At 44.0% G+C, this 13,724-nt stretch carries 13 protein-coding genes; all 13 read left to right on the top strand.

What is annotated here, in order from left to right:
- Positions 1-206: 206 nt before the first annotated feature.
- The 13 genes from ISR87_09425 to ISR87_09365 all read left to right on the top strand — a co-directional run bounded on the left by ISR87_09425 (position 207) and on the right by ISR87_09365 (position 13,674).
- Positions 207-896 carry a DNA-3-methyladenine glycosylase gene (locus ISR87_09425; protein ID MBL7025666.1) on the top strand — a complete coding sequence of 230 codons (690 nt, stop codon included), beginning with the start codon at positions 207-209 and terminating at the stop codon, positions 894-896.
- On the top strand, positions 893-1,567 hold the full coding sequence (locus ISR87_09420; GenBank protein ID MBL7025665.1) for a M15 family metallopeptidase: 675 nt from the start codon (positions 893-895) through the stop codon (positions 1,565-1,567). The genes ISR87_09425 and ISR87_09420 overlap by 4 nt, the downstream gene beginning before the upstream one ends.
- Positions 1,568-1,577: 10 nt before the next feature.
- Positions 1,578-2,963, top strand: coding sequence for an aminopeptidase P N-terminal domain-containing protein (locus ISR87_09415; protein MBL7025664.1), 1,386 nt, complete (start codon positions 1,578-1,580; stop codon positions 2,961-2,963).
- A gap of 74 nt (positions 2,964-3,037) precedes the next feature.
- The gene (locus tag ISR87_09410) at positions 3,038-3,520 is read left to right on the top strand and encodes a DUF177 domain-containing protein (protein MBL7025663.1); all 483 of its coding nucleotides are present in this window, start codon (positions 3,038-3,040) and stop codon (positions 3,518-3,520) included.
- A gap of 13 nt (positions 3,521-3,533) precedes the next feature.
- The gene (rpmF, locus tag ISR87_09405) at positions 3,534-3,716 is read left to right on the top strand and encodes a 50S ribosomal protein L32 (GenBank protein MBL7025662.1); all 183 of its coding nucleotides are present in this window, start codon (positions 3,534-3,536) and stop codon (positions 3,714-3,716) included.
- An 8-nt stretch (positions 3,717-3,724) separates the two neighbouring features.
- Complete coding sequence (gene plsX / locus ISR87_09400) at positions 3,725-4,765, top strand: phosphate acyltransferase PlsX (protein ID MBL7025661.1); 1,041 nt, start codon at positions 3,725-3,727, stop codon at positions 4,763-4,765.
- A gap of 20 nt (positions 4,766-4,785) precedes the next feature.
- Positions 4,786-5,784, top strand: coding sequence for a ketoacyl-ACP synthase III (locus ISR87_09395; GenBank protein MBL7025660.1), 999 nt, complete (start codon positions 4,786-4,788; stop codon positions 5,782-5,784).
- A gap of 3 nt (positions 5,785-5,787) precedes the next feature.
- The gene (gene fabD / locus ISR87_09390; GenBank protein MBL7025659.1) at positions 5,788-6,702 is read left to right on the top strand and encodes an ACP S-malonyltransferase; all 915 of its coding nucleotides are present in this window, start codon (positions 5,788-5,790) and stop codon (positions 6,700-6,702) included.
- Positions 6,699-7,448, top strand: a complete 750-nt coding sequence (gene fabG, locus ISR87_09385; protein ID MBL7025658.1) for a 3-oxoacyl-ACP reductase FabG — start codon at positions 6,699-6,701, stop codon at positions 7,446-7,448. Before fabD ends, fabG begins: the two co-directional genes overlap by 4 nt.
- 27 nt (positions 7,449-7,475) lie before the next feature.
- Positions 7,476-7,709: an acyl carrier protein gene (locus ISR87_09380; protein MBL7025657.1), complete on the top strand. Its 234-nt coding sequence runs from the start codon at positions 7,476-7,478 to the stop codon at positions 7,707-7,709.
- A gap of 101 nt (positions 7,710-7,810) precedes the next feature.
- Positions 7,811-9,052, top strand: coding sequence for a beta-ketoacyl-ACP synthase II (fabF, locus tag ISR87_09375; protein ID MBL7025656.1), 1,242 nt, complete (start codon positions 7,811-7,813; stop codon positions 9,050-9,052).
- A 10-nt stretch (positions 9,053-9,062) separates the two neighbouring features.
- A complete protein-coding gene (gene rnc / locus ISR87_09370) occupies positions 9,063-9,827 on the top strand; it encodes a ribonuclease III (protein ID MBL7025655.1) in 765 nt (254 codons plus the stop codon).
- Positions 9,828-10,047: 220 nt separating this feature from the next.
- Positions 10,048-13,674 carry a PAS domain S-box protein gene (locus tag ISR87_09365; protein MBL7025654.1) on the top strand — a complete coding sequence of 1,209 codons (3,627 nt, stop codon included), beginning with the start codon at positions 10,048-10,050 and terminating at the stop codon, positions 13,672-13,674.
- Positions 13,675-13,724 lie beyond the last annotated feature (50 nt).

Below are 13,724 nucleotides of genomic sequence, written 5' to 3'. Positions count from 1 at the left end.
ATAAAATGTCGTAGTAAATTAATAAACGTGCTTCACATCAACTGATTTTGTTCAATATTTTGAAGGGAATATAGTTGTTTCGTGATTTCCCTCTGAATTTCGAGAAGACATTCTCGCAACTGAGAGTGACCAAAATAGTAATATTTATACAATGTCTCAGGCATAGAATCATTTGGTTGGTCCTTATTTGAGTGAATATTGGAACAGTGGAATACCTAAAGCATAAACAACCTGCCCACATATCAGCGACTTTTTTTGAGCGAGAGCCGCTCCTTGTGGCTCAATCACTTCTGGGGAAGGTCATTGCAGTGAATTCTGGTACTCAATGGCTGATGGCCAGAATTATCGAAACCGAAGCATATTATCGCCGGGAAAAGGCAAGTCATTCCTCCCTGGGTTACACCCATAAACGAAAAGCGCTCTTCATGTCCCCAGGGACTATATATATGTATTATGCCAGAGGAGGGGATTCGCTCAATTTTTCCTGTCTGGGTGATGGCAACGCCGTACTCATTAAATCTGGGTATCCTGTCGCCAGATATACTGATGATCCCGCGTCAATCCTGTCTATGCAGAATAACAATCCCAACCGAGATGGCAGCAAACGTTCCCTGGCCAGACTATGTGCCGGTCAAACCTTGTTATGCAAATCCCTTAATATCAAGGTTTCAGATTGGGATGCTCAGCAATTGAAACCCCACCATCTTGAGCTCTGGGATGATGCATACTCCCCTGAAAATATTATCCAAACAACCAGACTGGGGATACATAAAGAGCGAGATGCCCACCTACCCTATCGGTTTATTGATATGCGTTTCGCTGATGCCTGTACAAAAAATCCGCTTCGAGTTCGAAACTTTCAGAATGGGAGAGATTACACTATCTTGAAGCCATGAAAAATCGATTTACATACATACCCCTGGTTGTTCTCATTTGCTTTTTCCACCTGTTTGCAGGTCAGGAAATATCATTGGAAGAACAACTACAAAAACAGGGACTGGTAAACATCCACACGTTGGCTCCAGATATCCTGGTTGAGTTGAAATACTCCACATCAGACAATTTTCTTTCAGTGGATACCTATGGAGAATTAGAAAATTGCTATCTCCAGCCCAAGGCTGCAGCCATGCTTAAACAAGCCCAGGACTCACTCAAGAAATCACACCCTGAATTAACCCTTTTGGTTTATGATGGCGCTCGGCCTCGCTCCATTCAGCGTAAGATGTGGGCTCTCGTGGTGAATACACCATCTGAGGACTATGTGGCAAATCCTGATAGAGGGTCCGTCCATAACTTTGGTTCTGCTGTGGATCTTACCATTGCCACTAAGGATGGGGTCCCATTGGATATGGGAACTGCATTTGACTATTTTGGCAAACTGGCTCAACCACGTCATGAAGCTTCATTCCTGAAAGAAAAAAAACTGACTCAGGAGCAGATAGACAACCGTCTTCTCTTAAGAGAAGTGATGACTCAAGCTGGCTTTCAGGCTATCTCCATAGAATGGTGGCACTTTAATGCGGTGCCTGTCAAAGTTGCCCGCTCTCAGTACCGAATTATTGAATAAGGATATCTTAATGCCCCCCAGAATAAAATTGATTATCCCCCTCCTGCTTGTTCTGTTATGCGGAGCAACTGCCAGCAGCATGTCAAAAAAGGATAATCTCCCTGCTGATGAGTTCGCCAGACGCAGAGCCATTTTTCTTGAAGAATTGCGGGGACTTAACGCCTGTGCTATTTTTCATACTGCCCCACAGACCGATCGTAATCATCATGTTGAACATCCCTATCGACAGGACTCAGATTTCATTTATTTGACAGGCTGGCCTCTTAAGGGGGGAATATTGGTCCTTACCCCACAAGCAAACCCGGAGGATAGCGCCGAGGTTTCACTGTTTGTCACACCTCGAAATTTAAAAAAGGAGGTGTGGACCGGTCCCAAAGCTGGAATTGATGAAGCCATCGCTCTCCCTGACGTTGATCAAGCATATGATTATGGGGATTTTTATACCCATCTGGGGAAACTGATCAAGGGCTATGAACGACTTGTTATTTCTTATGGCAGCGACCCTGTTTTTGAGCATGAGTTTGCGGAAAAACTTGAATCCATCAGCAGCCATCCCAGCCTGCTGCAGGAAGCATCTGCGCTACTCAAATCACATCGACTCATTAAGTCCCCTGGTGAAATTCAATCTTTGGAAAAAGCTATTGATGTGACCCGTCAATCACTGCTGGAAGTCTGGCCACTGATTCCTACCATGAAGTTTGAGTATGAGGTGCAGGCTGCCGTTGAATATGGTTTCGCAAAACGAGGAGCTGAACGTCTGGGGTTCCCATCCATTGTCGGAGCAGGCAAAAACGCTACATACCTCCATTATGAAGACAACCGCGGTGAACTCACTGCTGGAGATCTTTTATTGATGGATGTTGGAGCTGAGTGGAATTTCTATTCAGCTGATATCAGCCGAACCCTCCCCATCTCCGGAAAATTCAGCCCTGAGCAGCGTGCAATCTATCAACTCGTGCTTGATGCCCAGCTAGCAGCTATTGAAAAAGTGAAGCCAGGTGTTTCCTGGAGGGAACCTCACAACACTGCTGTTGCATTTATCACTTCTGGGCTGGTTGGTCTTGGATTGCTCGAAGGCGATCCCGGCGATCTTATTCAGGAAAAAGCCTATCGTAAATTTTTTATGCACGGCACCTCACATTGGTTGGGCCTGGATGTCCACGATGTCGGTGGATGGGTGGGTGACGATGGCAAGGCGCACCCCTTAAAAGTCGGGATGGTTCTCACTGTGGAACCTGGAATCTATATTAGCGAGTCAGAAGACGTGGATTCCAAATGGTGGAATATTGGTGTACGTATTGAAGATGATGTGCTGGTAACACGAAAGGGACACCGTGTATTAAGCCAGTCTATCCCTAAAACTATTCAAGAGATTGAGGGTCTGATGCAGCCCTGATAGGCTGCTGATTTCTCAATAAGTTAAACGTTTGACATGCGAATAACTCCCATCTATATTGCGCGGCTTTGACAATGAAGATAGTACTGAACACATTGCCGAGAGGCAAATCAGAGCAGATCTTTGACAGCGTAGCACAACTACAACAAGATGAAAGCATCGAGTGGAAACCACTCCAGTTTGAATTGAAGTTAGGCATCGACCGACAGGGTCAAAATTTTTATCTGCACGGAAAGATTTCTTGCACGGGTCTCTTTATATGTGAGTCCGGCATGGAGGAGTTTGAAGATACCCTGGAGAGCGAAATTGACGTCATGCTCACCTTTGATTCCAAGTTCCTGGAGTCTTATGAAGGAGATGAGATATTTCACGTTCCAGCTCACCAGGCAGAATATGATCTCTATCCTCTTGTCCATGATGCTGTGTTGTTAGTCATCCCTATTTCACATCGATGTGGTCCTGATTGCAAAGCAGGTCAAGACCTGCAAAAAAGTATCGAAGCAAATGAAGTACCGGATGAACGCTGGGCTAAGCTTAAAGATTTGTTCAATGAATAGGAGAATTTAACTCGTGGCTGTACCAAAAAGAAAAACCTCACGGGCCAAAAGAGACAAACGCCGTACACACTGGAAGGCAACTCTTGCCGGTCTTATCACCTGCTCAAACTGCAGCGAACCAAAATTACCACACCGAGTATGTCCCCATTGTGGATACTACAAGGGAAAACAGGTTACCATTCCTAAAGAAGTTTGATTCCAAAAATGAAAATCGTGGTTGATAGTATGGGGGGCGATAATGCCCCTTTTATCAATATAGAAGGTGCTATTCAATATTTGAATGATCCCAAAAGTATTGGTGAAGTCATCCTGGTTGGTAAGGAAGACCTTATTCGCAAAGAACTTCAAAAGAGATCTTTTGAAAGTCCGCGATTACATATTCAGCATGCCTCCCAGGTGGTTGGCATGGATGAATCCCCTACCCGGTCCTACAAGGAAAAAAAAGATTCATCAATGCGTGTGGGTATAGGTATGGTCAAGTCAAAAGAAGCAGACGCTTTTATCTCTGCCGGGAATACTGGTGCTATCATGACCTATTCCCTCCTCTCACTGGGTCGCATCCCTGGAGTCGATCGCCCTGCAGTTGGAGCCTTTATGCCCCACGAAGAAGGTGCTACCCTTTTGCTGGATGTGGGTGCAACAGCTGAAGCCAAACCAAAAAATTTACTTCAATACGGCATCATGGGCAGCATTGTTCATCGTAATGTTACCAAAACCAAGGAGCCCAGAGTTGCCCTCATGAGCATTGGGGAGGAATCTCAAAAAGGAACCCCCTTGGTCAAAGAGGCCAAGCGACTTCTGGAAGAATCCAACTTGAACTTTAAGGGCTATGCTGAAGGCCGAGATATCTTTTTTGATAAATTTGATGTTATTGTTACCGATGGATTTACTGGTAACGTCTCATTAAAGCTGGCTGAGAGTACATTCAAAACTCTATTTAGTATGATCAAGAAAAGAATAGATCGTCCCAGCAGACTTCTAGGTGCCCGGCTAATCAAACCAGTCTTTACCGAACTGATGGGTATTTTCGACCCCAACAATTATGGCGGTTCACCCTTACTCGGCATCAAGGGTATCTCCATCATAGCCCACGGATCCTCAAATGAGAAAGCCATTAAGGCAGCTCTTTTTGAAGCCCAAAGCCTTATCAAATCGAATTTGATTGAGGTCATCGAACAGGAAATTACAAAATCCCTATCCACTATTACCTACACGGATTTGGACGAACAAATCATCCACCATTAACTATTCAGGAAACTAAGTATATGATCAGAGCTGCAATAACTGGAGTCGCCTCCTATGTACCCAAAAAGATAATTACAAATTTTGATTTGGAAAAAATGGTGGACACCAACGATGAATGGATCGTCAGTCGTACAGGCATTAAAGAAAGACATGTCGTAGCTGAAGGTGAAGCCAGTTCTGATATGAGTGTGAGTGCAGTGACCAAGCTTCTGGCTGAAACTGAAACCAAGGCTGAAGAGATTGATGCCATTATTGTGGCAACCGTCACTCCTGACATGCTTTTCCCGTCCACTGCTGCTTTGATTCAGGAAAAAATCGGCGCCACCAATGCCTGGGGTTATGATCTTTCAGGCGCCTGCTCTGGTTTCCTCTTTGCACTTAAATCAGGTTCCTCCCTCATCCAGACCGGCTCAAAAAAGGTCATTGTTGTAGGAGTGGATACCATGAGCTCTATTCTGGACTATACGGATCGAAATACCTGTATCCTTTTTGGTGATGGTGCCGGCGCAGTCTTGCTCGAGCCCACTGAAGATGAAAACTATGGAATGATCGATGATATTCTGCGCATTGACGGTAGCGGTGCCGACGCCCTGTATATGAAAGCAGGTGGAAGCAGGAAACCTGCCACCCATGCCACTATCGATGCTCGTGAACATTATATCTATCAGGATGGACGCAGTGTTTTTAAACGTGCCTCCAATGATATGGCTAATGTCAGCGTCGAAATTCTTGAAAAAAACAATTTTACTGCTGAGGATGTAGGGATTTTTATTCCACATCAGGCAAATAAACGTATCATCGATGTTGCTGCACGAAAAGCAGGTTTCAAAGATGAACAGGTCTTGCTTAATATTGATAAATATGGCAATACAACCGCTGCTACACTTCCCCTTGGATTGGATGAGGTGGTCCGTGAGAAGCGGATAAAAGATGGCGACCTTGTTCTGTTTGCTGCATTTGGTGCAGGGTATACCTGGGGTAGTATTTTACTGCGCTATGGGCCTAGCAAGAAAGGGTAATTCATGAAACGCGCTCTCGTATTTCCAGGACAGGCCTCCCAATATGTTGGAATGGGACAGGACATATTTGACAAACATCAATCGATAAAGGATATGTATGCCCAAGCCAGTGATATCCTTGGCTTTGATGTAGCTGATGTAAGTTTTAACGGTCCCCTGGAAGCTTTGACAAAAACCAAGGTGACCCAGCCAGCCCTGTTTGTCGCGTCAACTGCTCTTTTTTCCCTCCTGCCAAAGTCCTATGAATTTTCCATGACAGCCGGTCATAGTCTTGGTGAATTCTCCGCTCTATTTGCAGCTGGTGTGCTGAGTTTTGAAGATGCTCTCGCTATCGTGAAGGTACGCGCAGAGGGAATGCAAACTGCTGGAGAAAATCAAACTGGAACCATGGCAGCCATTTTGAATATGTCTCGTGAAGATGTCCTCAGAGTGTGCAAACATGCCGCCTTACGTGGTATCGTCCAACCGGCAAACTATAATTCGCCTGGACAGATTGTCATTTCAGGTGAAACAGTGGCTGTACACTATGCCATGGAGATCGCTAAAAATTTAGGGGCTCGCAAGGCCTTGGCCCTGAATGTGAGCGGTGCTTTCCACTCGCCTCTCATGGCAGCAGCCAAAGAGGATCTCAGTGCCATCATAGAGAAAACAAAATTCAATAAAGCTCGGGTTCCAGTCGTCGCCAATGTGGATGCTAAACCCACATCAGATCCCAAAAAAATCAAAGCCAATCTGATTGACCAACTCCAGAGTCCTGTCCTCTGGGAGGATACGGTTCAATACATGGTCAATGATGGCGTTGATGAAATTGTTGAAATTGGTCCCGGGAAGGTTCTTCAGGGACTTGTTAAACGCATTAGTCGAGATATGGTAACTGGCGGAATCGCAAACCAGGAACAATTGGAGGCACTATCATGATTGATTATCAGGGAAAAGTTGTAATTGTTACGGGGTCTACCAGAGGTATTGGCCACCAGATAGCATTGACCTTCGCCGAATTAGGGGCCAAGGTGGTTATCAGTAGCCGAAAAAGTGAGGATTGTCAACGGGTTCAGCAAGAATTTGAAGCACTGGGATATACTTGTCTCGGTGTGGCTGCTGATGTTTCATCCATGGAAGATTGTAAAGCCTTGAGTGCAGCTGCCCTGGAAACTTTTGGCCAGGTAGATGTGTTGGTTAACAATGCCGGAGTCACCAGAGACAATCTCATGATGCGTATGAAAGAAGATCAATGGGATGATATCATGAATATCAATCTTAAAAGTGTCTTCAATATGTCTCAGTCTTTGTTAAGAAATTTTTTGAAATTGCGAGGGGGTCGCATTATTAATATTACTTCCGTTGTTGGACAAATGGGAAATGCAGGACAAGCCAATTATGCTGCCTCGAAGGCTGGTATTATTGGGTTTACCAAGTCTCTGGCGAAGGAAGTTGGGTCAAGAGGAATCACTGTGAATGCCGTTGCACCTGGTTATATTGCCACCGATATGACAGACGCGATCACAGATGAAGCCAAGGAAAAACTGTTTGCACAGATCCCTTTGGGTCGTATTGGAGAACCGCAGGATGTTGCCAATCTGGTAGCTTTTCTGGGGTCACAGCAAGCTGGATATATCACAGGTCAGGTCTTCAATGTTGACGGCGGCCTGGTCATGCAAGGATAGAATTGAACGTTAGGAGGAAAGAATAATATGTCAACCTTTGAAAAAGTACGTGATGTTATCGTCGAAAAATTAGGTGTTGATGCTGCAAAAATCACTGAAGATGCTTCATTTATTGATGATCTAGGTGCTGACTCACTTGATACTGTTGAACTCATTATGCAGTTTGAAGAAGTCTTCGATATTGAAATTCCCGATGAAGATGCTGAAACCATCACAACTGTTGGGAAGGCCGTTCAGTACGTAGACAGTAAGCTTGGATAAGCTTTAGTCAAAACATTCTGAAATAAAACTGGGTTCACTGATGGGTCTGGGGTTGATACCTGGCTTTACGGTGAATCCAGTTTTTTTTATAAAGGAGTACCATGAAAAAGCGCGTTGTAATTACCGGGATGGGGGTCGTTTCGCCGCTGGGGAATGAAATTGATAAATTCTGGAACAATCTGGTGGCCGGAACCAATGGCGTAACCACCCAGGATTGGTTGGTTGAGGAAGGCTTCAATGCCACTGTAGCTGCCACTGCCAAAGATGAAATTCACATTGATGATGTGGTTGATTTTAAAGAAGCACGTCGCATGGACCCTTTTACTCGGTATTCCGTTCACTCCGCCAAGGCTGCCATTGAGCAAAGCGCTCTGGATACTGCAAATGAAGACCCCACTCGCATGGGAGTCATCATCGGAAGTGGAGTTGGCGGACTCTATACCTTTGAAGAACAACACGCCATGCTTATCAAAAGAGGTCACCGACGGGTCAGCCCATTTTTTATTCCCATGATGATTCCAGATATTGCAGCAGGTTATGTTTCCATAATCTGGGGGCTCAAAGGCCCTAACTTCTCCGTAAACTCAGCCTGTGCAACAGCTGCACATGCAGTTGGTCTTGGATTGCGGGCCATTCGCTATGGTGATGCCGATGTCATGGTTTGTGGTGGAGCAGATGCTGCATTGACCCATATGGGCTTTGCCGGATTTGCTAATATGAAGGCGCTTTCATTCAATCCAGATCCAGATTCAGCTAGCCGACCATTTGATAAAGCTCGTGATGGCTTTGTCATGGGCGAGGGAGCTGGTGTTTTTGTTCTGGAGAGTCTGGAACATGCTCAAGCTCGCGGGGCCACTATTCTTGCAGAGCTTTCTGGCTTTGGAATGACAGCTGATGCCTACCATATCACCAGCCCGGCCAGTGGTGGTGAGGGTGCCAATCGTGCAATGAAAATGGCCCTGTCAGATGGCGATTTAAATCCTACAGATATTGACTATATCAATGCCCACGGTACGTCCACACCCGCCAATGACAAAAACGAGTCTATCGCCATTAAAAATGTCTTTGGTGACCATGCCTATAAACTTTCCGTGAGTTCAACAAAATCCATGACCGGTCATCTACTCGGTGCATCTGGTGGAATTGAACTGGCTGCCCTGGTAAAGACAGTAATGACCAATACAATTGCCCCTACCATTCACCACGAGAATCCCTGTGATGAATGTGATCTGGACTATACACCTCGTGTATCAATTCAGCGGGAAGTCAAAGCAGGAATAAGTAATTCTTTTGGCTTTGGTGGTCACAATGCTGTGCTGGCAGTGAAGGAATATAAGGTCTGATCTTACGCGTATGAGGATTTTGGGGAAACTCTTCAGGAAGAAAGATTCGACACCAGGGGTCTCAGACCACTTTGCAAAAAATCTTTCCGCAATTGAAAATACACTGGGCTATTCATTCAGTAAACCTCATTTGTTGGAACGTGCTCTCACCCACAGCTCCTTTGCCAGTCAGAACAATATTCGCTACTCCTATGAGCGTCTTGAGTTTCTTGGAGATGCTGTTCTACAGCTGGTTGTATCAGATTATCTTTTCAAAACCCATCTTCATCTGAATGAGGGAACACTTACCAAATACCGTACTATCCTGGTGAATGGGAATTATCTCTCGGAATGCGCCCTGAGGCTTGATCTGGGGAAATGGATTCTTCTCAGTGACTCCAGCCGCCGGGGTGGACAACGCGACAATGACTCCATTATGGCTGATGTCATTGAATCACTCATTGCTGCTATTTACCTGGATGGAGGCTATGAGTCAGCTTTAAGCTGGGTTAAAAAACACGTTATTGCAGGCAAAGCTGATTATGCTTCTGAATTACAGTCATTCAACTACAAAGGCCAACTTGCTGAAAAATGCCAACGCTTGAAAATGGGAAATCCTGCTTTTGAAGTCACCAAGACAACTGGTCCAGATCATGATCCTATATATATGATTCAGGTGTCCATAGATGGTACGGTAGTTGGTTTTGGTGAGGGACGCAATAAAAAGGAAGCCAGTCAGGAGGCATCGGAAGATACTCTCAAAAACTGGGATGTATTTTTTCCCGGTCAACAATAGTATCCACCCCCAGAGACATAAATATCTCATTCAGAGACCCGCGCTCAAGCCCAAAACTCGTTCCTAAAGAACAACTCAAAACCTGCTAAATACTGTATCTACTCTTTGTAGGTCTTGGAAATAACACTATATTTCTACACTTGCTATTACATAGGAGCATTTGATTTTTTATATGAAAATCATTTGGTGCCTTGAACGAAGGAACCATCAGGAAAAACTTATGAATAAAATGCTTCATGTAATCCTCACGCTGCTACTCCTGACCAGCCTTACAATGGCAAATGACCATCATTCCTATCAATTTGAAACCATTGATATTAATCATGGTCTCTCTCAAAATAGTGTGATGACGATTGCACAGGATAAAAATGGTTTTATGTGGTTTGGTACCGAAGACGGTTTAAACCGCTATGATGGTGTCACATTCAAGCAATTTCGCCACGACCCCATGGATTCCTCATCAATCAATTCAAATTCTATCTATTCAAGCCTCCTGGATAGCAAAGGAAATTTGTGGATAGGCACCTATGTTTCAGGTTTGAATAAGTACATTGATGACACTGAATCATTTATCCACTACCCCCATGATCCACAGGATAGCCTTTCCCTCGGCGAAGGAACGATTTGGGGATTACAGGAAGATCATGAAGGGTATATCTGGATCGGGACTTCTGGGGGAGGTGTGGTTCGATTCAACCCGGAAACAGGAATGTCCACACCAGTAGAGGCCCTTATCACAAATGAGGATACATTAGCAGATCGTGTTGTTTATGGTCTTTTTCAGGACCATGATAATCAACTCTGGATTTCAACTATGAATGGACTGAACGTCCTGGACTTGAACACATACGCCATGCGGACCTACCGCTATAATGCGGATGATCCAGCATCTCTTTTTGACGACAATGTAAATTATATCTATGAAACCTTTGATGGCGAAAATTATCGGATTTGGATTGGAACAACCTGGGGTGGTCTGGATTGCTATGATCCCGAAACCGATGGTTTCATTCATCATGGGTATACTTCTACCATCAATCCTGACTATCCAGAAACCAGTGTAAGCCGTATGGTGCAAATTGGAGAGGATCGCATCTGGGTTGGCACCGATTCTAAAGGAATTCTGATCCTGAATTTAAAGGGCAAACTTATAGAGAGGATCGGCAAAAAGGTCTATGATGTAACAGCCTTAAATGATGATGCAATCCAATCATTCTACGATGATGGAGATATCGTCTGGGTAGGGACATCTGTTGGTGGTGTTGGCAAATATATCCGCAATAGAAAAAAATTCTACGCCTTAAGTTACGATCCTCTGAATCCTGAGGGATTGCATGATAATCGCATACTTCAGATTGCCAACGACAGCAAAGGGAACCTCTGGATAGCGACCTGGTCAACTGGTCTCACCTACTATAACACCAGAACAAATACATTTAAAAAGTATCAACACGACCCTGATGACCCGGGAAGTGTCAGTGACAATGGAATTCAGGATATCCTGGTAGATCGAGATGACAATCTCTGGGTCATCAGTGCCAGTAAAAGTCTTGATCTCCTGAGAAACAATTTCCATGCCTTTACACATATTACCCCTGATTTAGATAATCCTGAAGCTCTCCAAAGTGAGTATCTACTGTCCATGCTTGAAGATCAGGAGGGCAATATCTGGCTGGGTAGCTGGAATGAAGGTCTTTTCCGGCTTGATCCTAAAACCATGAAATTTGAAACCTTCCGAACCCCTGGAATTGATGAGATAAATCTTGGTAATATTTCATATTACGTCATGTTCGAGGATTCTCGAGGAAGGTTATGGATTGGTGCTGAAAACGAAGGGTTGATCGGGTTTGATCGTAACACCCAGACACTAAAACAATTCAAGGCCTCCCCAGGTGACCCCTCTGCTTTGCCAAATAATGATGTGATGTGTTTCTTTGAGGATGAGGACGGATATATATGGTTGGGGACCTATGGTGGTGGGATTAGCCGATTTAATCCACGTAATAGTACTTTTGAGAATTTTTCTACTGAAGATGGATTACCCAGTAGTGCAGTTTACAGCATTTTCCAGGACACCCATGGTTGGTTGTGGATGAGTACCAATAATGGTCTGGCACAATATCATCCCAAGAAAAAAATACTTAAATCATATGGCATCGCAGATGGTGTATTAAGCAAAGAGTTTAATCCTGCAGGGTGCCAACTTGACAATGGGTGGCTATATTTTGGTGGTGTCAAAGGAATTACGTATTTCCATCCAGATCAGATTCAGGACAACCGCCATATTCCACCTGTCAAATTCACAGATTTATCTATCATGAATACATCCATCGGTATCAATCAAAAGTTTAATGATAGAATCGTATTAGAAAAATCCATCACTACCACACCCCTGTTGGAGTTTTATCCTGAAGATTTGTTTTTCAGCCTGAGCTTTGCCAGCCTGGACTATTACCATCCAAGCAGCAATAATTATGCATATTTCATGGAAGGTTTTGACGATCAGTGGCGGCAACTTGGTACTCAAAGAGAGGTGACTTTTTCCAACCTGCCCCCAGGGAAGTATACTTTTCATCTCAAGGGTAGTAATAATGACCAGGTCTGGAATAATGATGGTCCTGCGCTTGAATTGATTATGTATCCTAAATTCTATAAGACATGGTGGTTTATATTAATCTGGTTTCTCTTTCTCACTTTTGTTGGCATCCTATCATTTCGACTTAGAACAAAGTTTCTCATTAAACGTGGGGTGGAACTTGAAAAACATAATATTCAACTCAATGCCCAAATAGAATCTCGCCGCAAAGCCCATGTGAAGGCCAGCGAAAGGGCAAATTATTTTCGTGCGGTGATTGCCCAATCTCCTATCCCCATGGCTATCCACAATTCTGAGGGAAATATTACCCATCTCAATTCGGGTTGGGTAGAACTTTGGGGTGCTGAAAGTCCAGAAGCAATTATCAGGGATTATCATGTTGAAGAGGACGAACTGGCAAATCAGTTGTCTCTGGGGAAAAGTTTCAGAAAAGCTGTCCAGGGAAACATCATCGAGATTCCTGAAGTCAAATTCATGGCAGAAGATGGGAGTATAAAAGTGGTTCAAATGCTCCTTTACCCCCTCAAAAACATCGTGGGGATGACAAATCAGGTCATGGTATCTCTGGAAGATGTAACTGAGATTGTTCGCCAAAGAAATCTTCTGGAAAAATCAATTGTTGAAAAGGACCTGCTCCTTAAAGAAGTACATCATCGTGTCAAAAACAATTTACAACTTGTGGCCAGTTTGCTTGGTTTACAAAAAGCCGGGACTCAAAATAAGAAAACACTTGAGACGCTTGATGATATAAAAAATCGAGTCAACTCAATGGCTTTGGTCCACGATGCACTCTATAGATCACCAGAATTTGATAATGTTGATATATCCAGCTACATACAGGATCTAACCGATACACTACATGCAGCTTTTGGACGTCATGCAGTTCCCATTCAGATCAAAACAAACATACCAGAAATTAACTTGTCTGTGGATATTGCTGTGCCCTGCGGCTTGATGATAAATGAAATGGTCACCAACGCTTTGAAGTATGCCTTCCCCGATCCTGGAAAAAAGGATAAACACATCATCATCCAATTCACTGAGATTGAAGATGATAGTATGCGACTTGAAGTCATCGATAATGGGATTGGTCTTCAAAAACCCGTCGTCTGGGATTCAATTCATTCTCTGGGTTTATATTTACTTAAAATATTGTCTGAGCATCAACTTATGGGAAGTGTCAAACTGATGGATGTCCCCGGTGCACATTTTGTGATTGAATTTCCCATACATCCAAACTTTGATGATTGAGGGCTTTGCCCACAGCGAAGCCATCTAAACCTGTTTTCAATCCAGCAAAG

The sequence above is a fragment of the Candidatus Neomarinimicrobiota bacterium genome (assembly GCA_016784545.1).
Lineage (GTDB): Bacteria > Fidelibacterota > UBA8477 > UBA8477 > JABMPR01 > JABMPR01.
This window is presented reverse-complemented; position numbering and strand designations above follow the sequence as displayed.

Excerpts from the sequence above, each read along its gene's own strand:
- ISR87_09420 (MBL7025665.1), top strand. The coding sequence starts at position 893 with ATGAAAAATCGATTTACATACATACCCCTGGTTGTTCTCATTTGCTTT.
- ISR87_09415 (MBL7025664.1), top strand. The coding sequence starts at position 1,578 with ATGCCCCCCAGAATAAAATTGATTATCCCCCTCCTGCTTGTTCTGTTA.
- ISR87_09410 (MBL7025663.1), top strand. The coding sequence starts at position 3,038 with ATGAAGATAGTACTGAACACATTGCCGAGAGGCAAATCAGAGCAGATC.
- plsX (MBL7025661.1), top strand. The coding sequence starts at position 3,725 with ATGAAAATCGTGGTTGATAGTATGGGGGGCGATAATGCCCCTTTTATC.
- ISR87_09395 (MBL7025660.1), top strand. The coding sequence starts at position 4,786 with ATGATCAGAGCTGCAATAACTGGAGTCGCCTCCTATGTACCCAAAAAG.
- fabD (MBL7025659.1), top strand. The coding sequence starts at position 5,788 with ATGAAACGCGCTCTCGTATTTCCAGGACAGGCCTCCCAATATGTTGGA.
- fabG (MBL7025658.1), top strand. The coding sequence starts at position 6,699 with ATGATTGATTATCAGGGAAAAGTTGTAATTGTTACGGGGTCTACCAGA.
- ISR87_09380 (MBL7025657.1), top strand. The coding sequence starts at position 7,476 with ATGTCAACCTTTGAAAAAGTACGTGATGTTATCGTCGAAAAATTAGGT.
- fabF (MBL7025656.1), top strand. The coding sequence starts at position 7,811 with ATGAAAAAGCGCGTTGTAATTACCGGGATGGGGGTCGTTTCGCCGCTG.
- rnc (MBL7025655.1), top strand. The coding sequence starts at position 9,063 with ATGAGGATTTTGGGGAAACTCTTCAGGAAGAAAGATTCGACACCAGGG.
- ISR87_09365 (MBL7025654.1), top strand. The coding sequence starts at position 10,048 with ATGAATAAAATGCTTCATGTAATCCTCACGCTGCTACTCCTGACCAGC.